The organism is Neobacillus kokaensis (assembly GCF_014656545.1).
In the GTDB taxonomy this organism is placed as follows: domain Bacteria; phylum Bacillota; class Bacilli; order Bacillales; family Cytobacillaceae; genus Neobacillus; species Neobacillus kokaensis.
The window spans coordinates 290-21,266 of the sequence record NZ_BNDS01000016.1; the positions used below are offsets into that span (position 1 = coordinate 290).

Annotated in this window: 22 protein-coding genes and 1 other annotated feature; of the genes, 10 read left to right on the forward strand and 12 right to left on the reverse strand. The window is 40.0% G+C overall.

The annotated features are described in order from the left end of the window. Positions 1–307: 307 nt before the first annotated feature. The 3 genes from IE222_RS16855 to IE222_RS16865 all read right to left on the reverse strand — a co-directional run bounded on the left by IE222_RS16855 (position 308) and on the right by IE222_RS16865 (position 4,024). Positions 308–1,174: an MBL fold metallo-hydrolase gene (locus tag IE222_RS16855; protein ID WP_191274776.1), complete on the reverse strand. Its 867-nt coding sequence runs from the start codon at positions 1,172–1,174 to the stop codon at positions 308–310. After that, positions 1,171–2,592 carry a Na+/H+ antiporter NhaC gene (gene nhaC / locus IE222_RS16860; protein WP_191274778.1) on the reverse strand — a complete coding sequence of 474 codons (1,422 nt, stop codon included), beginning with the start codon at positions 2,590–2,592 and terminating at the stop codon, positions 1,171–1,173. Before nhaC ends, IE222_RS16855 begins: the two co-directional genes overlap by 4 nt. A gap of 56 nt (positions 2,593–2,648) precedes the next feature. Further along, positions 2,649–2,843, reverse strand: a binding site (T-box leader). Positions 2,844–2,971: 128 nt separating this feature from the next. Beyond that, the gene (locus tag IE222_RS16865; protein WP_191274780.1) at positions 2,972–4,024 is read right to left on the reverse strand and encodes a M14 family zinc carboxypeptidase; all 1,053 of its coding nucleotides are present in this window, start codon (positions 4,022–4,024) and stop codon (positions 2,972–2,974) included. A gap of 354 nt (positions 4,025–4,378) precedes the next feature. Here IE222_RS16865 and IE222_RS16870 point away from each other — a divergent pair, with 354 nt between their 5' ends. Genes IE222_RS16870 through IE222_RS16880 form a run of 3 tightly spaced genes read left to right on the forward strand, consistent with a single transcriptional unit; the run spans position 4,379 to position 6,938 of the window. After that, positions 4,379–5,641: a YfjB-related protein gene (locus IE222_RS16870; protein WP_191274782.1), complete on the forward strand. Its 1,263-nt coding sequence runs from the start codon at positions 4,379–4,381 to the stop codon at positions 5,639–5,641. Positions 5,642–5,650: 9 nt separating this feature from the next. After that, complete coding sequence (locus tag IE222_RS16875) at positions 5,651–6,451, forward strand: YfjC family protein (protein ID WP_191274784.1); 801 nt, start codon at positions 5,651–5,653, stop codon at positions 6,449–6,451. Further along, positions 6,435–6,938, forward strand: coding sequence for a DUF5381 family protein (locus IE222_RS16880; protein ID WP_191274786.1), 504 nt, complete (start codon positions 6,435–6,437; stop codon positions 6,936–6,938). The genes IE222_RS16875 and IE222_RS16880 overlap by 17 nt, the downstream gene beginning before the upstream one ends. Before the next feature lie 61 nt (positions 6,939–6,999). Here the strand turns inward: IE222_RS16880 and IE222_RS16885 are convergent, their stop codons facing one another. After that, positions 7,000–7,275 carry a hypothetical protein gene (locus tag IE222_RS16885; RefSeq protein ID WP_191274788.1) on the reverse strand — a complete coding sequence of 92 codons (276 nt, stop codon included), beginning with the start codon at positions 7,273–7,275 and terminating at the stop codon, positions 7,000–7,002. A 259-nt stretch (positions 7,276–7,534) separates the two neighbouring features. Here IE222_RS16885 and IE222_RS16890 point away from each other — a divergent pair, with 259 nt between their 5' ends. The 3 genes from IE222_RS16890 to IE222_RS16900 all read left to right on the forward strand — a co-directional run bounded on the left by IE222_RS16890 (position 7,535) and on the right by IE222_RS16900 (position 9,553). Further along, positions 7,535–8,116, forward strand: coding sequence for a nucleotidyltransferase family protein (locus IE222_RS16890; RefSeq protein WP_223282772.1), 582 nt, complete (start codon positions 7,535–7,537; stop codon positions 8,114–8,116). A 209-nt stretch (positions 8,117–8,325) separates the two neighbouring features. Next, on the forward strand, positions 8,326–9,060 hold the full coding sequence (locus tag IE222_RS16895; RefSeq protein WP_191274792.1) for an SDR family NAD(P)-dependent oxidoreductase: 735 nt from the start codon (positions 8,326–8,328) through the stop codon (positions 9,058–9,060). An 82-nt stretch (positions 9,061–9,142) separates the two neighbouring features. Continuing rightward, complete coding sequence (locus IE222_RS16900; protein ID WP_191274793.1) at positions 9,143–9,553, forward strand: MarR family winged helix-turn-helix transcriptional regulator; 411 nt, start codon at positions 9,143–9,145, stop codon at positions 9,551–9,553. A 57-nt stretch (positions 9,554–9,610) separates the two neighbouring features. Here the strand turns inward: IE222_RS16900 and IE222_RS16905 are convergent, their stop codons facing one another. The 3 genes from IE222_RS16905 to IE222_RS16915 form a co-directional block, all read right to left on the reverse strand. Beyond that, a complete protein-coding gene (locus IE222_RS16905; protein WP_191274795.1) occupies positions 9,611–9,967 on the reverse strand; it encodes a DMT family transporter in 357 nt (118 codons plus the stop codon). 32 nt (positions 9,968–9,999) lie between these two features. Beyond that, on the reverse strand, positions 10,000–10,314 hold the full coding sequence (locus IE222_RS16910; protein WP_191274797.1) for a DMT family transporter: 315 nt from the start codon (positions 10,312–10,314) through the stop codon (positions 10,000–10,002). Between the two features lie 94 nt (positions 10,315–10,408). Further along, on the reverse strand, positions 10,409–10,996 hold the full coding sequence (locus tag IE222_RS16915) for a TetR/AcrR family transcriptional regulator (protein ID WP_191274799.1): 588 nt from the start codon (positions 10,994–10,996) through the stop codon (positions 10,409–10,411). A gap of 225 nt (positions 10,997–11,221) precedes the next feature. Here IE222_RS16915 and fabF point away from each other — a divergent pair, with 225 nt between their 5' ends. Beyond that, complete coding sequence (gene fabF / locus IE222_RS16920) at positions 11,222–12,457, forward strand: beta-ketoacyl-ACP synthase II (protein ID WP_191274801.1); 1,236 nt, start codon at positions 11,222–11,224, stop codon at positions 12,455–12,457. Here the strand turns inward: fabF and IE222_RS16925 are convergent. The 5 genes from IE222_RS16925 to IE222_RS16945 form a co-directional block, all read right to left on the reverse strand. Next, complete coding sequence (locus IE222_RS16925; RefSeq protein ID WP_223282763.1) at positions 12,454–13,077, reverse strand: hypothetical protein; 624 nt, start codon at positions 13,075–13,077, stop codon at positions 12,454–12,456. The genes fabF and IE222_RS16925 overlap by 4 nt on opposite strands. Before the next feature lie 334 nt (positions 13,078–13,411). Further along, positions 13,412–14,545, reverse strand: a complete 1,134-nt coding sequence (locus IE222_RS16930; RefSeq protein WP_191274804.1) for a Ger(x)C family spore germination protein — start codon at positions 14,543–14,545, stop codon at positions 13,412–13,414. Further along, positions 14,529–15,635, reverse strand: a complete 1,107-nt coding sequence (locus IE222_RS16935; RefSeq protein WP_191274806.1) for a GerAB/ArcD/ProY family transporter — start codon at positions 15,633–15,635, stop codon at positions 14,529–14,531. The genes IE222_RS16930 and IE222_RS16935 overlap by 17 nt, the downstream gene beginning before the upstream one ends. Beyond that, positions 15,625–17,115 (reverse strand): spore germination protein, encoded by a 1,491-nt coding sequence (locus IE222_RS16940; protein ID WP_191274808.1) that lies wholly within the window; start codon positions 17,113–17,115, stop codon positions 15,625–15,627. The genes IE222_RS16935 and IE222_RS16940 overlap by 11 nt, the downstream gene beginning before the upstream one ends. Positions 17,116–17,347: 232 nt before the next feature. After that, on the reverse strand, positions 17,348–18,433 hold the full coding sequence (locus tag IE222_RS16945; protein WP_191274810.1) for a branched-chain amino acid aminotransferase: 1,086 nt from the start codon (positions 18,431–18,433) through the stop codon (positions 17,348–17,350). Between the two features lie 235 nt (positions 18,434–18,668). On the opposite strand from IE222_RS16945, the gene fmdA reads away from it, so the two are divergent. The 3 genes from fmdA (at position 18,669) to IE222_RS16960 (ending at position 20,891) form a co-directional block, all read left to right on the forward strand. Then, positions 18,669–19,850 (forward strand): formamidase, encoded by a 1,182-nt coding sequence (gene fmdA / locus IE222_RS16950; RefSeq protein ID WP_191274812.1) that lies wholly within the window; start codon positions 18,669–18,671, stop codon positions 19,848–19,850. 19 nt (positions 19,851–19,869) lie between these two features. Continuing rightward, the gene (locus tag IE222_RS16955) at positions 19,870–20,145 is read left to right on the forward strand and encodes an FmdB family zinc ribbon protein (RefSeq protein WP_191274814.1); all 276 of its coding nucleotides are present in this window, start codon (positions 19,870–19,872) and stop codon (positions 20,143–20,145) included. Between the two features lie 293 nt (positions 20,146–20,438). Then, positions 20,439–20,891: a nucleoside deaminase gene (locus tag IE222_RS16960; protein WP_191274816.1), complete on the forward strand. Its 453-nt coding sequence runs from the start codon at positions 20,439–20,441 to the stop codon at positions 20,889–20,891. Positions 20,892–20,977: the final 86 nt, after the last annotated feature.

Sequence of the window (20,977 nt, forward strand, 5' to 3'; positions counted from 1 at the left end):
GCGGTTTGTATGGGACAGTATGTTTGGTTAGAGCACTAGATTTGTCCCATAGGCGTTTTGTATGGGACAGTATGTTTGATTAAAGCACAAGATTTGTCCCATAGGAGGTTTGTATGGGACAGTACGTTTGGTTAGAGCGCTAGATTTGTCCCATATGCGGTTTGTATGGGACAGTATGTTGATATTTAAGAGTGAATTGGTCTTTAAGAAGCTTGGTTTCCAAGACCAATTGGTCCTTAATCCATTACATTATAAAAAGCCGCTGCAAAGGGGCATTAACCTACCCTCTATGCAGCGGCTCCTTAACTTATAACCTAAATTCCATCTCTTCCTCCGCAATATGAAAACCTCTAGCCGCAATTTCCAGCCGAACCTCCAGATCCAGATCAATCGCTGGATTGGAATGATTTAAATGGGTAAAATAAATCTCGGTTTCTTCGGCTAAATCCTGAAGGCGGTCCATCGTTTCTGTCATAAGTGGATGGGGAATTTCCCGGTAATCCCGGCCAATCCTTTCAAGGTCCTTCTCTGAATGGAACGTACCGTCCAGTAAGCAGATATCCGCTTCCTTGCAAACCTTCCAAAGATCTTTATCCCATTCATGCCACCGGTCAATATCAGGAACATAAAGCACCTTCTTATTCGGACCTTCAATCCAAAAAGCAAACGTCTCCGAAAATTCATTTCGGTGCGGTACATCAATGGGCGTAATCGTAACGGAAGGAGCAATCTCCACTATCTCCCCATCATAAATCTCTTGAAGATTAATATTGCCAAGCTTCGTCAATTGACTCCAAGGGGCCTGATCTTCTAATAAATGCTTCATTTTCGTCCCGGCCATCACTGGAATTCGGCTTGCACCAATCGCTTCGCGTCCTAAAAACAACAATCCTGGATAATGCCCTAAATGAGCGTGTGTTAGAAAAATGCTTTCCATCAGCCGCCCCTCCATACCGTACTTCATTTGCAGTCTAGCCATTTGTTCCTTCAAATCAGGACTGGCATCAATTAAATGCCAAGCTTTCTCATTGGGATGGACAATCGCTAATGAAGCTGCAAGCCGCCGAAACTTCGGATTGCGGAGGGCCTCTGTACAATTTTTACAAAAACAATTTGGATGAGGAAGGCCGGCATCTTGAGCCGTTCCTAATACGCTTAAGATAACTTCACTCATATCACAGCCCTGCCTTTGTCATTCGTTGGATTGTCTTCAACTTTATATTGTTTCTTCGTAATCGTCCACCCTGTGAAGCCAAATAAAATATTCATGAGCGGCACAAGGAAGGCAAAGAAGGCATATGGAATGAATTCGCCTGGACTCACACCAAGTATTCCAGCGGCAAATACGGCAGGTACCCCCCACGGAACAAGATTAATCCCAACTGTTCCTGCTGCTTCCACACACCGAGAAAGATTTTTCGTATCAATTCCCATTTCCTTATAGGTTTTTACAAACGTTCTTGCTGGTAGAATAATCGCCAAAAACTGGGCACCGCTTGCAAAGGCAACAACAAAGGTTGAAAGAATGGTTGAACTAATCAAAGTACCAGTAGAATGGACCTTCGACATCATCTTTTTCGTTAAAACTTCAAAGGAGCCCGTTTCTTCTAAAATACCGCCAAGAGCTGTTGCCAGGATTAGTAAACCAATTGTTCCGAGCATGGACATGAGCCCGCCGCGGTTTAGCAAGGAATCTAACGCTTTGACTCCGGATTCAACGTGATAGCCGCTTGTCATGATTTGAACGATAGAGGTCACGGATGTCCCTTGAACAAGAACCGCTAGTACACCGCCTAAGATACTTACGCCCATCAATGCTGGGATGGCTGGTGTTTTTTTGATCATTAAAATAATCGTCAATATTGGCATTAGTAATAATAATGGATGAATAACGAATACATCATTTAAACCAGTTTTGATTGCCTCAATTGCTTTAATATCAGTACCGCCATTTGCGGCAGCGGAGGAACTAACAATCCAATACAACGCAATGGAAATTAAAAACGCCGGTATGGTATCCCACAGCATATGCTTTACATGGCTGAATAAATCCGTTTCAGCCATTGCCGGTGCAATATTCGTTGTATCAGAAAGCGGGGATAATTTATCGCCAAAATAAGCTCCTGAAATGACAGCCCCGGCAACAAGTCCAGGGGAGAACCCAAGCCCTTCTCCAATTACCATAAACGCAAGACCAATTGTCGCAATAGAAGTAAACGAACTTCCCAAAGTAATCGAGACAATCCCTGTTACTAGTGCCACAATCGGTACAAACAGAGCAGGGGTGATAATCGAAAGACCGTAATAGATCATCGTTGGGATGACACCGCTGGCAATCCATGTGCCGACAATCATGCCGATAATTAATAAAATAAACACAGCTGGTAATGCTCTTTCCACACCTTTAACCATCATTCGCTGGACTTCATCCCAGCTCCATCCGGCAATAATGGAAATGATGGCTGCGGCGATTACGCCAATCATTAACGGGACATGCATCCCTGCCTTCCAAATAAAAATAGAAAGGGCGGCTGCTCCAATTAGTGCAACAATTGGAATCAGCGACATCCCGATAGAAATTTCCTTTTTCATGCATACCTACCCCTTTAATGAAAAATGAATATAAAAAAAAGAGCTTTCCATCCCAAAAAAGGGACGGAAAGCTCCGCGGTACCACCCTAGTTAGCAGACAAATTGCTGCTCGCTTGTTTTAGATAACGGCCGAAACCGGACTGTCAGCTCCCTATGTGTAATTCACCATACAGCTTGTCTGTTTTGCACCGACCAACAGATCTCTCATTTCAAGGTTTGTATCAGCTACTTTAATAGTTCAACGCTTTTTTGCTTTTATGCAATTAAGTATAAAGCAATAGTAGCTGAAACCAACTCTATTAGTCAATCATTTTTTTTGAAAAAAATTGGCTGCCGCATCGTTGTAAAAGAACGCTGCTGGCAGCCAACTGAGGGAGTGTTATTCAGTTTCTTCCCCGGAAGGACGAGTATTTTGGACTGGAAGTGTATCCCAGAAGCTAGTATCCACGGTTTTAATTGAACCATCGGCAATGGCTCTTACTGAAGCATCTAGAGTAGTAATGGTTTGTTTAATCAAATAGCCATTACTTTTTTGTCCAATGGCATAAGATTCATAGTAATGGTCAGACATGCCGCGCATTTCGAAAAGTAATGTAGAAATATCATATTGGACAGCAGCACCATTTCGCCCGATATTTTCACCGTTACCGCCATCGTATTTGCCAAGATGTCCCCAGCCTGTAGAGTCAACAGCATTGAACACAATAGCGCCTAATTTTTTTGAGCGCTCCAGCACTTCTGGTTTTACATTTTTATTTGTTGGATAAAGAAGGGAACCGGAAACATATTTTCCGTCACGCTCACTTTGTGTTCCTTGATGATGCAGGTCAATCATATAATCAATCTTGTATTTTTTAAGTACATTGTTATGCAATGCTTGTGTTTCAGGATATTTTTTATCCACATGGTCACGATTTAAATCAGCACCGTCAGCATTGTAACGAGTTAAATGTCTGCCGCCGTCAGCAACATAATCATCTAATGAGAAATCGACATCCCCCATGGCTCCGTCTGCATTAAGCATTGGTATTACAAGGATATTGACGTTGTCGAGGACGCCTTTCATTTTACCTGTTCCTAAATGTTTAATAAATTCTAAAGCACCTTCTGTAGTCAATTGTTCGTTTCCATGCTGCTGAGTCAAGAAGAGGATGGTAGGATTGTTTGGGTTAGAAACATATTTGGCGAGGTAGATTTCCCGGCCTTTCAATGTTTTACCGATAACTTCTAACTGCATTGCGGTTTGTTTTGCATCCTGAGTTTTTAGGAAATCAACCATAGAATCGTATGTATGAAGGATGGAAGTCTGAATGGACTCATTGCCGCCATAGTTTGGACCTTCTCCTACTGCGCCAACTGAAATGGGAGCGCTTGCAATTCCGCCAAGAGCCATTAAACCAGTTAATGATAAAGCAAGTACCTTCTTTTTCATCTAAAAACCCCCAAATAGATTTAGTTGTAATAATCTTCAAAAACTTTATTACAAGTTGAATATACAAGTAAATGGAGGGCATGTACATAGAGAGAAACTCCTAAAAGATATGGTCCGTTTTTCCTGTTTTAGGTCATATTTGGTTAAAATGGTATTAATACGGAATGTTTAGCGCAAAACAAAAATCTAGTAAATTTGTCCTACTAACAATAAAGAATCACACCTATATATAGGAAAAAGAGAATATTTCTTCGACTCTTATCTTCCTCTATAATTAGTATATTGTGGAAAAAACTTTCATTTTCACGGAAAAACGCGTGAATTTTTATAAAAGACATAAGGTGGTGTTCATCCATGGCCTCGAAAATCATTATTCATCCTGATACCGTCAAGAGCTCAATAGCTGGTTTGGATCAAAATATAGCCCGGTTGCTAAGTGTCCAAAACAACGCGGTCGGATTGCGCTATAGCGTTGATCCCAAAATACTAAACCGTAAGAATCTAGGGTATCGATTAGCGAAAGCCTGCGCTGAACTAGATGATACAGCGGCGCAGATGAAGCGGTTGAAATCATTTGCCACAGCTTCAGCCGAACAGTACCAGGCAGCGGAGAAAAGTTTGGATAAGAAATTTGATACGCTTACGGACAAACTTAATCCGGTGTATGAAGCGTTAAATAATCGTCTGGCAAGTGATACATATGAACTTTACAACGACACTGTCGGCCGGTTAGGAGACGTTTTACACGGATTGCAGTATATGGGCGGTGCGGGGATTATGCACCTGCTTGGCTTTAAATTTAATGATATCGATGGGGTGCTGCGCAAATTTGAAGTAGCAGAAGAAGTACTATATAAAAATAGGAAAATTCCAGTTGGTAAATTGATTCAAAAGGTAGAAGGCTCCAGGTTCAACTTTTTAGCCCGTTTGATGGTTAATTATAAAACCTTGTTTAAGTTTAAAGATAAATCATTGGCAGAATTGATTTATAAAAGGTTCTCCGGACTTTTTCCAAAAGATATCGTAAATCTGAGCAATAGTGTCAGCAAATTAAAGCATGATTGGTTGGATGCAGCCTCGTTAAAGGACGGTCTTAATGCAGTAAAAAATCAATCAGGCCAAGTTCTTAAATCTGCCTTAAAAGTAGGCAAAGCCAACATGTTAACAGCTGCTCTTATTACTGCTGGTGTTGAGACAGTTGGAGCTGGCATTAAAATTACTGAAAACTATTCCATCTATGGAGGAAATATCGAGAAATTAAAAGAGGAAAATGCAAAGGTCGTGGGCTCTGCTGTCTATAAAACTGGGGTTGTTACTGCAACATCTGTTGGAGGAGCAGTAATAGGCGGTGCAATTGGAAGTTTAGCCGGTCCAGTCGGGACGGTTATTGGCGCCAGCGCTGGTGGTTTCGTTGGAAGCCTCGTTGGTGATTGGGTTACAGAAAAAACACCAGAATTTGTGAATAAAACAGCCCTGCACTTTAAGGACAGTATTTATAATGTAACAGAGGGAATCGCCTCTGGAGTGAATAAGGTTAAAGATGGGTTTGAAAGTGTAAAAAGTCATGCTTCGAACCTTTTAAACGGCTCGAAAAAGTTTTTTGGTTTTGGTCACTAGGAGGATATGATGGAACAAATTTCCCTATCAATTGAAGAATTAATTTATAGTTTTTATAGTGAGGGCTTCTTTGAACAAGGAAATGCCCTGAAACAAGTTTATTTTGGAGATTTAGATGATGAAAAAATGGATTTGCTGCTGCAAATTAGCTGTCGCTCTCTTTTAGCAAAAAATTTATTAGATTATAAAAATCACAAATTTACTTTAACAGACAATCTAGCAAAAATAATTGCAATATTAAATTACTCAGAACAATCTATTAAACTATCTCGCCATTCTGCGGAACAGTCAGAGGAGACATATTCCTTTCATTTTGGAGAAGGGAGAATTATTAAGCATACCCTTCACTTTGATGAACAAGTGCATATGTTTACCACTGTTACAAGTGAGGAAGTTAGCTGTATGATTTCAGACTTCTATCGAATTGGAAAAGGAGAAGAGGCTGACAATACAACCATATCAATTACCCAAGAGGAATTCGAGGAACTGCTTTCGGCCTTGAATGATAATAAAAAACAATTTGATCTAAGGCTGCTTAGTGAGGAGAAAAAGAGATTTTATCAAATTTTAAAAGAGACTGATGGTTTCCTAAATACGCTTTTATTACTCGAATTTACCGATACAAAAGAGCCGTTAGCAAAAAATGTATGGATGTTTACCAATAGGCTGGAAAACAATTGGATGGTTGAAAAGCAGGGCGAGAATTTTATCATTAAACCTTGTGATGAGATGACAATTAAGAGCCTTTTAGAGAAGGATGTTTTTTTGAATAAAGAAAAGGAAATGACTAATTATGGATCACATTATTAAAGTAAAAGATAATAAGGTAGAAGTTGTATATACGAATATGGCAGCCGGCTGCATAGGTTCTGGCATGTTTATTATGACTTTGACTGGTCTGTTTATCCTTTTCATGGTAGTACCTCATTCTAGTATGGTAAGAGGTTTTTTTGGAATTCTAATTGGTATTCCTTGTACGCTGTTTTTTTTGACAAAATTACTACAGGTTCTCTCCGCACTTTTAAGGGGAAAGGTATTATTCACGATTGAAAATGGTTATATAAAAGGAAGAAAAAACAGCGTAGCGATAAATGAAATAAAAGACATGTATTTGGGGGGACTTTCTTTCAAGATTTTACATGTCCGCACCACTCAAAATAAAATCATAAAATTTAATACGTTTAACCTAGTTTCTGATAATGCAATTAACCTTGTAATTAATAACCACGTCATACCCAAAGCAACCCCTGAATTAAAGGCTAATTGGGAGAAGCGGCAGCGTGAAAAGAGTGCCTGACACGATAATCATGAATCTAAAAAGACCGTTAAACCTATCAATAGGTAACGGTCTTTTGTGTTTACGAACTTTTTTTGTTTCGCTTTTTTACTTTCTCAATCCATTCTGAAATTGTAACGTAAATAGCCCCGATTGTTATTAAAGCAATAATAACTGCAAAAATATACAAACCGATTCCTTTTAGCTTTTCTCCGTCATTCATAAATTCGCCCGCACTATAGAACGAAGCATACGTAGTAATTGGAAAACCAATGAATACAAACAGCGTCCCAAAAAACTCTTTAAACGCACGCCATGTTTTATCGATCCCTTCAAAGAACTTCTCAATAAACTTCAAACCATTCTCTCCTTTTTTATTGCTTTCCCTATTTACCATTTTACTAGGTACCGGGACATTTTTATACCTAAAGGTTGGTGTCAGGCAGTACCGATTTGCCTTGTTTGATAAATCTGAATTATGGGATAATAATACATGACATTCTTATTAAATTGGGGAGACTACTTGTAAAATATATATGAAACATACACAAGAATGATTAATTCTCAAATAGGAAGGAAGAGCAATTATTAGAAATATAAATAGTCAAGTATGGGCCATTGTTTTAGCTGCTGGTTTTTCAAAACGAATGGGGGAACCCAAATTACTTTTGCCCTATAAAGGGAAGACGCTTATTCGACATACGCTTGATGAATGCGTAAAAACACAGTTAGATGGAATTATTGTAGTAGTAAATTCACATGTAGAAAAACTGGCTAGGGAGGCACAAATTGAAGGAATCAGTAAAGTTATAGTTAACGATCGTTCAAACGAGGGAATGTCCTCCTCGGTTAAACTTGGATTACAGTCATTACCAGATTCTGTGCAAGCTGCTATCTTTTTATTGGGGGACCAGCCATTAATGTCATCGAAAGAAATCGATAAGATTATTAATGCTTATCATAGTCAATCGAACTTTTCTATTATTCAAGCTAAATATCAAGGCATTAAAGGGCATCCTGTCTTATTTAAAAGAAACCTGTTTCCTCATTTATTAAGTATCAATGGGGACGAAGGCGGAAAATCAGTTATAAAAAAATTTGAAAAGCATGTATATTACACTGAGATGAACAGAAAGATAATACCGGATATAGATACTCCGGAAGAATACAAGCTATTACTAGACGGAGGAATGGAGTAGTTTGTATTCCATGCTTAGTTAATTTAATATTTCGCAATATGAAAGAAGTAAGAGAAACTGTCCCCTTGCTTCTTTTTGGTGTCAGGGACCCTCATCTTGACAAAATGAGAGTTATTTACTAATATTTATTTAGACGTCTAAATACCTAGTGGTAGTTGTAAATAAATAAGGTGACCTTTATTACGAAGGAATAAAAGGAGCTGAATAGAATGGAAAGATTATTAAATAAAGTAGCGATTATTACCGGCGGTGCATCTGGTATTGGAGAAAACATGGTCGATTTATTTAGTAAAGAAGGGGCCATTGTTATCGCTGCAGATATAAATGAAGCAGCTCTCGAAAAAGCCAGCCAGAAGGAAAATGTTTACGGCATGAAGCTGAATGTTGCTTCTGAAGAGGATTGGCAGCAATTGTTACAAGAGGTTAAAGAACGCTTTGGAAGAATCGATATTCTCGTAAACAATGCTGGAATTTCCTCGGAAAAATCAGTAGAAGACATTCATATTGATGATTGGCAAAAAATGATGACAGTTAATAGTTTTGGACCATTTCTAGGAATAAAGCATGTTATTCCGTATATGAAAGAGCAAAAGCAAGGGGCAATTGTTAATATTTCCTCATTCACTGCACAAATTGGAATGGGCTTTAACCATTACTCAGCATCTAAGGGTGCAGTTCGTGCCATTTCAAAAGCGGCTGCAACACAATATGGCCGTTTAGGCATTCGTGTTAATGCCTTGTTCCCTGGAATCATTGAAACACCGATGACGAAAAACCTGGAGACATCTAAGGATTTAGTTAATCATATGGTGGCGGCTACTCCGCTGCAACGCCTTGGACGCCCAGACGATATCGCTAATGCTGCTTTATTTTTAGCATCAGATGAATCTTCTTTTATCACTGGAGCCGAGCTGGTCATTGATGGCGGTTATTCTGCGCAATAATAATAAAGTGAAAGACCTCTTTTCATAAAAGGGGTCTTTCTTATATGATTAATAATAGAACCTAATTAGAAAGAGGGGTACCATGGAAAATCCATCTATTTTTGAACTCATCCATTTGATGGATAAGATGAACAATCGATTAATAGTCGAGTGGAATCAAATGTTTAATGAAAATATTGGTATCACACATATTTTGGTGCTGGCTCATTTACGTGACCACGGCAAAAGCAGGCCATCAGATATCGCAAAAGCCTTAGGGTTAGCGCCGCCATCGATTACCCATTTAACTGAAAAACTAATTAAAAGGGAGCTGGCCGTTCGTGTATCAGATGAAAATGATAAAAGAGTTCTTTATTTGGAGATAAGGGACAAAGGGCGTGATCTTTTAAAAAAGGCACAAGAGGAAGGGAAAAAGCTGCGGACGCAATTACTTGAAAGATTAACTGAAGAAGAGCAACAGCAGTTGATCAGGATTTATACTAAGCTTATATAATTAACCCATATGGGCTAAGTGGACTTTACAAACAGTGGCCAAGCACTGTTTGTAAAGTCAAGCTTCGACGTTATCACGACCAAGTTCAGTAATCGGATCCTGAGATTCTTTTTTAGTAAAGGTCTTCATGCCAATGATTCCTGCTAATAAAATCATTAGAAAAAATATTTGGTCAAAAGAAAATGACTCGCCCAGAAAGATGCCTGTCAAAAAAGTGCCCACCGTTCCAATGCCTACAAATACAGTGTAAGCTGCTGCAACGGGAATCGTTTTATAAGAACGAATAAGTAAAATGAAACTGATAATGATCAAAATAATGGTGATGAGCCAATCTAAAAGTGAATCTGCATGTTTCAGACTTGATGCCCATGCCACTTCTAATATTCCTGCAATAAAAACCAAAACCCAATCCATTTTTACACACCTCTCGATCATGATGATTCAAATTAGGCTGTCATCTTTAATCCAATGACCCCTAATAATATAAGTAAAAGTGATATTATTTGAGAAAGATGAAGCTTTTCTTTAAACCAAAAGGTACCCACTAATGTGATTCCAATACTGCCAATACCCGTCCAAACTGCATAAGCAACCCCGGCAGTAAGAACTTGCATGGCACTTGCCAGGCAGTAAAAGGAAAATATAAATCCTACCGTCATGACCACTAACGGCAGTTTCTTTTTTGTTCCATTTACGTATTTCATTGCAATGGTTGCAATGACTTCTTCAATTCCAGCTAATACTAAAAGACCCCAAACCATCCATACGCACCTCTTGTTGTTTTATTTTTTAATAGTAATGAATGACTATCAGTCATTTTATAACTAAATAAAATATTGGATGAAATCCAATACTTTATGATGGGGTAATTAACGATCTTTTGATAAAGTTAAATACCTCTATCTTATATACTTCAATGGTATCATCCTGGACCTGGCTGATATAAAAGCGTTCAGACGCATTCTCGACGAGGTTTATAATTGTTTTGGCGGTCCATTTTAGATTAATGTCACTGATTATTTCGTTTTGCTGTATCGCTTTTTTTATAATATTCTCTAGCCAATCATAATATGGCTGATAAATAGCTTCCCATTTTTCCATTGAGTGATCGATGGCTAGCCCGGAATAACAGAGGATAATAATGTTTTTATATTCTTTTGTTATTCTAAATGTTTCATCAATCATAACCTCTAAAATGCTCCAAAATGTTTCTTTTCCCTGTATCTTTTCCTTCACACTTTCAAAAGTAATCGTAAGAAGATTATCTGCAATCGCTGGTATTAAGGCATTTTTTGATGAGAAATATAAATAAAAGGTTCCTTGCGCAACCCCAGCTTTTTTCACGATATCGGAAATGGAGGTCTTATCAAGACCTTTTTCAGAAATAACATCAATCGCAGCATGCAGGATTATATCATATTTTCCATCAGAGCTTTTTCCCATCCTATTTAACCCGCCTTTTACAAAATAAATGAATGACTATCATTCATTTTAGTGGAGTGCTGTAGAAATGTCAATTTTTTGGTATCAGGCGACAGTTTCTTAAAAAAATTTAAACCTCCTATTATAACCAGGTCATGAATTAATTTGTCCAACCTCTCTGAATTAGTTAAAATAGAAAAAAGGATTATATGATAGATAATAAAAAATGAGTAGGAGAGAGCTCATATGGGAAAAAGAGTTGTGATTACAGGAATAGGGGCTGTAACGCCTTTGGGGAATGATGCGCAATCAACATGGGATAACATAAAAAACGGTGTATCAGGGATAGGACCCGCAACCATTTATGATGCAGATAAAGTAGATATCAAAATCGCTGCAGAAGTTAAGGGATTTGCACCTGAAGAATTCATGGATAAAAAGGAATCCAGAAGAATGGGGCGTTACAGTCAATTTGCTGTGGCTGCAAGTAAAATGGCTGTCAAGGATGCGGGCGTTGAAATCGGTAAGGATGTTCAGCCGGAACGGGTCGGTGTTTGGATTGGTTCGGGAATTGGCGGATTAGCCGAGTTTGAGGAGCAGCATAAGAAATTTATTGAAAAAGGACAGCGCAGGGTCAACCCATTTACGATTCCAATGCTTATTCCGGACATGGCAGCGGGGCAGGTTTCGATTGAGATTGGGGCGAAAGGAATCAACAATTGTTCAGTTACGGCATGTGCATCCGGCGCTAACTCCATTGGCGATGCTTTCCGGGTCATTCAAAAAGGGGACGCCGATATGATCATCGCTGGCGGAACGGAGGCAACCATTACCGAGATGACTGTCGCTGGATTTTCCAATATGACGGCTCTTTCGAAAAATCCCGACCCGAACACCGCAAGCCGTCCTTTTGATAAAAATCGTGATGGATTTGTCATTGGTGAAGGTGCTGGAATCGTGGTATTAGAAGAGCTTGAACACGCATTAGGCAGGGGAGCGAAGATCTATGGAGAGCTGATTGGCTATGGTGCGACAGGTGATGCCCATCATATTACAACGCCTGCTCCAGAAGGTGAAGGTGCCCAGCGTGCTATGAAACTGGCAATAGAGGATGCCGGCATTGCTCCGGAACAAGTGGACTATATTAATGCACATGGTACTTCTACTTATTACAATGATTTGTATGAAACCTTGGCTATTAAAGAAGTCTTCGGGGAGCATGCTTATAAGCTATCAGTCAGCTCTACGAAATCGATGACAGGACATTTATTAGGAGCAACTGGTGCCATTGAGGCAATTTTCTCCGTGTTAGCAATGAAAGAAGGAATCATCCCGCCAACCATTAACTATGAAACACCAGATGAACAGCTGGACTTAGATTACGTCCCGAACGTGGCAAAGAGGAAGGACGTACAGGTGGTTCTATCCAACTCACTAGGATTTGGCGGCCACAATGTGTCATTGGTATTTCAAAAGTATTAGGAAAAAAAGTGGTGCCTGACACCTTTATTGGTGTCAGGCACCATTTCTTTTTTGTTGTGGAATGCCACAGCATCTGGAAAGTGCCCGATGAAGTCTACCTTGAAGAGTCCAATGAACGCAAGAGCAAGAGAAATCGCCGAAGAAGAGCCCATTGAAGCATCCAATGAACGCGAGAGCAAGAGAAATCGCCGAAAAAGTGCCCATTGAAGCGTCCAATGAACGCGAGAGCAAGAGAAATCCTCGAAAAAGTGCACATTGAAGCATCCAATGAACGCGAGAGCAAGAGAAGCCGCCGAAGAAGTACCCATTGAAGCATCCAATGAACGCGGGAGCAAGAGAAGCCGCCGAAGAAGTACCCATTGAAGCATCCAATGAACGCGGGAGCAAGAGAAATCGCCGAAGAAGTGCCCATTGAAGCGTCCAATGAACGCTATAGCAAGAGAAATCGCCGAAGAAGTGCCCATTGAAGCGTCCAATGAACGCGAGAACAAGTAAAATCCCGGAAGAAGTGCCCATTGAAGCGTCCAATGAACGCGAGAGCAAGAGAAATCCCGGAAGAAGTGCCCATTGAAGCGTTCAATGAACGCGAGAGCAAGAGAAATCGCCGAAGAAGTGCCCATTGAAGCGTCCAATGAACGCGAGAGCAAGAGAAATCCACAAAGAAGTGCCCATTGAAGTATCCAATGAACGGGCGAACAAGAGAAATCGCCGAAGAAGTGCCCATTGAAGCATCCAATGAACGCGAGAGCAAGAGAAATCCCGGAAGTAGTGCACCTTGAAGCGTCCAATGAACGCGAGAACGAGTAAAATCGCCGAAGAAGTGCCCATTGAAGCATGCAAAAAGACCGGGGCTACAATAAACATTTATGAATTCCCTAAAAACAACAACCACTATTAATTCATATACTTTTTCCTATCAGTTTTTCCGTGCTTTCGAATTGTCCCAATACTTCATCAATCTATGATTCCAGAATTGGTTAGTTCAAGTTGCAGGCGTGGTTTGATGGTGATGTTTTTTAGGGCAGTGTTTTTGTATTGTTTTTCCCAAAGCTTGTGATGATGGACTTTAATTTGTTCTTCGATGCCGAAGCCGTCGCAGTTGGCTTCTTGCATTTTGGTAATGGTTTGTTGTGCCAGCTGTGTTAGATTTTCCTTTATTGCTTTATTCAGTTCGTCCAAGAGCATAGGTGTGGTTAGATGGTTTTTCGGATATTCGGTGATCCGGTAATAAAGTTTTAGGGACAAATCTGCTGTAATCGATTTATTTTTCACATGCAGCTTTGTTTTTGGCTTCGTGCCGAGAACCTCAATGACCACATAATTTTTTTGTCTGTTTTTATAATGATTATTGGTTCTTACCAACAGAGAAACCTTTTGCTTCTTGGATCCGTCTAGCAGGATAAACATTTTTGATTCATCAATATTTAGCTTTCCGGTCATTTTCTCATTATTAAACATGGCCATCCCGACAGTCACTGCACGGTTTTGTGTTGGTTGAATTTGGAGCAGCGGCAGAAGCGGATCCTTTGTATGTTTAAGCAATAAAGGACAAACCGATTGAACGTTATAATTTGTATAAAAACCAGTGGCCCGCCCGCTCTTTAAAAATTCATCATAGTATCGTCCAATTATTTCTGCTTCTTCCTGTTTTAAGTTCACCGCCTCTGCTGTAGAACCTTCAACGATGGCGACTTTCGCGCCAAGCGCTCCTTTCGGGTTTCGGTAAATATGGTCAATGACTTGATATAGTCCCACTTTAGCGATTTTTTCACCGAAAAGGATAACTTGAGCTTTTGAAATATCAATCCGTTCGGAAATCTTTAGGTCCGCATGCATAAGTGAATCTAGAGCTGTTTTTCCATGTGTCGTTAAAATCGTACTTTGAGAGGAGGCGGATTGAGTGCCTGTCGTTACCCCGCCTTTTCGAACCGGGTAAGCCATACTGGCGATCACCTCGCCATTAGAATTCATATCATAGCCGACTAAGCTGATTAATTTTTGTTCCTTCAACAGCCGCTGATCCCAACAGCCAGTTAAGAAAATGGGAATAACGCTGCTAACAATCAGCCTTTTAATAGTTTTTCGCATTTAAATTACCCCTCTGCTGTTTTTTAAACAACAACGAAATGAGTAAGAGAAACACTGGCATAGCCAATAAGAAGATGAAACCAATATTTGTTGTAAATTTTGTTAATTTCTCAATTTCCTGTTCCCCATTAAAAAACAGGGCAAAAGCAAAGCAGAATAATGCGGTTAAATAAACAAAGGGCTGTCTCTTCCATTTTTTGATGACAAAGGAAGCTGCCAATGATGCACCGTATAGGTAGCTGATAAAGGAAGTTCCCACTAGGATGATCCACAAGGAAATGATCACGATATCAGGCCGTTCAATGATAGTGAAAGAAAATGATTTTAATAAATACAGAACAGGCTGCGGCATCAACATTATTTCATCGCCGCTAAAATAGATTAAACAAACAAAGGTAAGAAAGGTGTATAGTAATGTGACCAATATGTTGGCTAAAGTCACAGCCTTCAGTTTCTCTTTACTGCTAGCTGTTACAAACGGGGAGACAATTAGGAATAACTCTAATCCTTGCCATGCCAAGGTAGCATGTGTCGCTCCGTTTAAAATCTTCCATATGCCTGAATGACCGATTGGCATGATGTAATGAATGTTTCCGTCCTTGATGGCCATAGGTGTGACAAATATAAAGACCAATAACACAATCGTCGCAATAAAATAAAATCTGGCAATCACCGTTAGATTTTCAATGGCAATATATATTCCGACCGCACACATCAACATAAGGATTACCCAGTACGGCGTGTAGGGCAGCATCCATTTTTTTATGATATAGACGAATAAAATGAGAATGGTGGAACCGGTTAGCAGGAAATAGGCAAAATAAAAAAGGGTCAAGCATTTTCCGACAAATCTGCCTAACAGGGATTGCAGGATTTGAAATAAATCCTGCTTTGGGAACCGGTTACTTAATATAAAATAAAAAAAGACCAGCACTTGCATGACAACGCCAGTGATCAGCAGTGAAATCCAGCTGTCCCCTTTGGCGAATTTGTGAATGTCAAAGGGAAGAGATAGAAATGCTACCCCTATTTGTGTCTGTATGATAAAGGTGATTAACTGAAGCTTCGTCATTTGGTTATTATTCTTCATTTTCTTCCCATCTTCTTGGTCGATATAGTCGTCTTCTATTTTTCACTAGTAAATCACGCGGCCGGAATTTTAACAGCCAAATAGGGAAGCGCAGGATAGCATCTTTCATCCCTTGTACATCGAATGGAGCAACTGGGGAGAAATAAGGTGTCCCAAGTGATTCCAGTTTACAAAGGTGACCAACGATAAACATCAAAGAAAATATGATGCCTACAAATCCAAAGCTTGCGGCCAGAACCATAATGGGAAAGGTTAGAATCCTTACGGTGTTACTTAATTCATAAGAGGCAATCGTAAAAGATGAAATGGCAGTCATCGCTATGACAATCACCATTATGTTTGAAACCAATCCCGCAGAAATAATAGCATCTCCAATAATTAAACCGCCGACAATACCAATCGTCTGACCAATTGGCGTCGGCAGACGAATTCCAGCCTCACGGATTAATTCGATGGTAAACGCCATAATCATCGCCTCGATAAATGGAGGATAAGGGATATTGTCAACCGAGTTTTTAACAACAACTAATATATCGGTGGGAATAATCTCGAAATGAAATGCAATGATGGCAATATATAAACCAGGTAATAATAGAGTTAAGAGAAAACTCACCACCCGTAATAAACGAAAAACAGATCCGATTATGATTCGGCTGTTATAGTCATCCGTCGCTTGGAAAAAAGAAAAAAATGATACCGGTAGGATAATCGCATCTGAACTTCCTTCAGTCAATAACGCAATTCTTCCCTCCATTAATTGGGCAATGGTTCGGTCCGGCCTTTCCGTGTAAAGAATATGAGGGAATGGTGATAAGGGCGAATCCTCAATTAACTCTTCTAAATAACCTGGGCTAAAGGTCATATCTGTTGTAACGGCTTGAAGTCTGTTTGTTAGTTTTTCTACTAGACTCGGGTTTACAATTCCTTCGATATAGACCATTGCTGTCTGGGTATTGGTGTATTGACCGGTTTGGAAATAACGGATTTGAAGATGTCTGCTTGAAATCCCCCGTCTAATATAGCCTATATTGGTTGTTAGATTCTCAACATAGCCTAAGTGGGAGCCTCTAACCGTTTTTTCATTATCTGGTTCATTTGGACTCCGGGATAGGTCTTTAGCGGTATTAAAGGAAAAAATGTCGTCCCAGCCTTCCATACTGACAATGGCCTTTCCCTGTAACAAGGCATTTACAGCCTCTTGAAGGTCCACTCTATTATTATTTTCCGCTGTAAAAGGAATATCATGAAGGTTGAAATCCTGATATTTAATCAAAGGGAATAAAACCCCTTCTTGAATCTTTTCCGAATCTGCTATCGTGGATAAATAAATGATGGTTCCTTTTCTATCTCTAAATGAAATAGGGAGCATGAATAAGTCTTCGGTATTACCCATTGACTCCTTAAGGAAGTTAATACGGGATTCGAGCGAAGATTCATCCATGTCAAAGGACTGTTCATTTTTAAACAAATGTTTTTTCATAAAACGAACTCCTCAGGGGCGGTAGATATATTTTATGTTTTACCGGAATTTCTTTTATTATTCTTTGGAAGGATGGCTATTCTTAAATTGTTTAAGAGATTTCCATTATCGTTAAAAAGTGTTGTTAGGAGTATTGGTTATATGGGGGATTTTAAAAAGAAGAGTGAAAGACTGAGACTATGCAGTATATTGGAGGGGGAGGAGCGGGCTTTCCCCCTCTATAGTGCTTCCCTTATTTTGCTTTAACGCTGTCAACCTTTAATGTCCAACCAAATGGATCCTCCAAGGTTCCGAGCTGGATGCCTGTGATGGCGTCATACAGGCGCTGGGATACTTCTCCGATATGTTTCTCGTTAATGACAATCGAATCGCTATTCCAAGTTAATTCGCCAACTGGTGAGATAACGGCTGCAGTTCCAGCGCCAAATACTTCTTCCAATTCACCTCGTTCATGCGCTGCGAAAATCTCCTCAATCGAAATTCTTGTTTCACGAACCGGCACATTCCAATGTTGTAATAATTGAATTACCGAGTCACGGGTTACTCCAGGTAAGATACTGCCGTTTAATTGAGGCGTTATGACTTCACCGTTTATTTTAAAGAAAATATTCATGCTGCCGACTTCTTCCACATATTTATTTTCTTTGGCATCAAGCCAAAGAATTTGTGCATAGCCGTTTTCCTCTGCAATTTCCTGAGCCTTCATGCTTGCGGCATAATTTCCGGCAGTTTTTACATGACCGACGCCGCCAATAACCGCGCGGACATACTGCTCTTCAACATAGATTCTTACAGGACTTAATTGGTCTCCATAATAGGCTCCTGATGGAGACAGGATGACGAGTAATTTATATTGGTGGGAAGGCCGCACTCCAAGATAGGGTTCTGTTGAAAAAATAAACGGACGAATATAGAGTGATGTGCCTTCGCCTTGAGGTATCCAATCTTTCTCCACGATGACTAATTGCTTAATCGCTTCTAATAAGAATTCCTCATCAATTTGCGGAATACAAAGCCGGTCGCAGGAATCGTTTAACCGTTTCATGTTTTTCTCCGGGCGGAACAATTGAATCGTTCCATCACCTGTCTTATACGCCTTTAATCCTTCAAAAATGGCTTGTCCGTAATGAAAAACCATCGCGGCTGGTTCCATCATAAATGGCTCATAGGGAACAATTTTCGGATCATGCCACCCGTTTTCAACATTGTAATCCATCGAGAACATATAGTCGCAGTAATACTTCCCGAATCCTAGTGAAGTTTGGTCTGGCTTGGCCTTTAGCTCTGTTCTGGGAACAAATTGAATTTCTTGTTTCATAGCTGCACCTCATTCTTTCATATTATATAGAAGAGACTACCGTTTTTATGGGGGAAATACAATAGCTCGAGTTTAAAAGAGAAGCGTTTGTATCCAAATAAAACAAAAATTTACTATTTAGTATAGTTTTTTGTCTAATCTATTAATTTAACTAATATCGTTGGATTTCAGTAATATAATGGAAGCGCATACATATTTTACTTCATGTATTTTTAAAAAATGAGGGGGAAATTCAATGCCAAAAACTATGTTCAAGATTGATTTAAGTAAACCGATGGAGGAGCAGCTTCATCCTGGTCATAATCGGTGGCATCCGGATATTCCTGCGGCTTTTTCTGTTGACCCAGGAACTTCATTTCGGTTGGAATGTAAGGATTGGACAGACGGGCAAATAAAAAATGACGATAATCCGAATGATATTAGGGATGTGAACTTAGCACGCGTTCATGTGCTAAGCGGTCCTGTTTATGTAAATGGTGTGGAGCCTGGAGATCTATTAGTTGTTGATATTTTAGATATTGGTGCTTTTCAAGGGGATGAATGGGGATTTAATGGGATTTTTGCGCGTGAAAATGGCGGAAGCTTCTTAGTAGACGAGTTTCCAGAAGCCGCTAAGTCAATTTGGGATTTTGAAGGGATCTATACTACATCTAGACATGTACCCGGGGTGAAATTCGCAGGTATTATGCATCCGGGGCTCATAGGTGTGGCTCCTTCTATGGAACTGTTGCAAAAGTGGAATGAAAGAGAAAAAGCACTAAGAGAAACAGATCCAAATAGGGTCCCGGAACTAGCTACCACTCCAAACCCTGAGGCGGCCGTATTAGGAACACTTAAAGGGGCGGAGTTCGACCGTGTCGCCAAGGAAGGTGCTAGAACCGTACCCCCAAGGGAAAACGGGGGCAACTGTGACATTAAGAATCTATCAAAGGGATCCCGAATCTACTTTCCGGTATTTGTAAAAGGTGCCAAGCTTTCTGTCGGCGATCTTCATTTCTCACAAGGAGATGGTGAAATCACCTTCTGCGGGGGAATTGAAATGGCGGGCTGGATTGACTTGAAGGTTGATGTTATTAAAGGCGGTATGGAAAAATATAAAATAACTGAAAATCCTGTCTTTAAGCCGGGTCCTGTTGATCCTCATTATTCAGATTATCTAGTGTTTGAAGGCATTTCTGTAGATGAACGTAATGGAAAGCAGCATTATTTAGATGCGAATCTTGCTTATCGAAGAGCATGTTTGAATGCGATTGAATATTTAAAAACACTTGGATATACGGGCGAGCAGGCCTACATGATTTTGGGTACGGCACCGGTTGAAGGAAGAATTAATGGTATTGTGGACATTCCTAATGCCTGCTGCACAATAGCGATTCCGACACAAATTTTTGATAAGGATATTCTGCCGAAGAAATAAATAGCAGGGGAAGGATTACATGCCTAGTTATACATTTCATTGTCCTAACTGCGGCGAATTTACTTTATTCTTTAAGTCGATGGATGGAAATCGGGAGCAAGCAGCCTGCCCTGATTGTCAGTGTGAATCAGGCAGAATCTATTTTGCTCCGAATCTTTTTTCCTATTCAAAAGAAGTCCGGACCCGAATTGAAAGAGGAATGGAGCCGCGCCGGATGACACGAGGAGAATTAGGGCCCAAACAAGCGAGGAGAAAGCAAGCAACAGCCAATCGCCCATGGCAGGTGGGGAATTAAATTGAAAAAGAGACACTATTAGCTTTTTAGAGGCTAGGTGTCTCTTTTTTTGTGAATCTTCATATCGCCCTATTGTAACGGAATCCACATTTCAGGAATAATAATCTTGGTTAGGTCGCAACGGTGAATTTTTCTGCCTCTAGCCTCTATGGTCGCGTAGAACCTTTTTACGTGAACGAAACCTGTAAACTTTTTCAGTCTGTAGTCACATAGGTTGTAAACTATGTATGAACCATCCATAATGAAATAATACAGGGAGCAGCATCATTGCTTTTTTGGAAAGGGTGAATGAAATGGACAAATTTATGAAGAGAGCGGTTGAGCTTGCGGTCGAGAATGTTCGGGAAGGCGGCCAGCCATTTGGGGCAGTGCTTGTGAAGGAAGATGCGATTCTATCAGAGGGTGTGAATGAACTGCATAAAGCGTTTGATATTAGTGGACATGCGGAATTATTGGCAATCCGCCGAGCACAGGAACAATTGCAGACAAATGATTTGTCCGGCTGTGTCGTATATGCGAGCGGCGAACCTTGCGCCATGTGCTTAACTGCGATGTACTTTGCAGGGATTAACAAGGTCTATTATTGTGCTTCTGTAGAGGATGCCGCTGAAGCAGGATTGGGGAAATCAAAAGCAATCTATGAGGATCTAAAAAAGGAAAAGCCGGAAAGGGCCCTTCCTATGGTCCAAATGCCATTGACAGAAGTGCAGATTAATCCGATGAAGCTTTGGAAAGAGAAGTTATAAAATTGTTTTGAAATAAGTTGAAGGTAACAAATTAATTTTGCAGGGGTAACAGCAAAAGGGATAGTGACTGGGGATTACTTGTTATG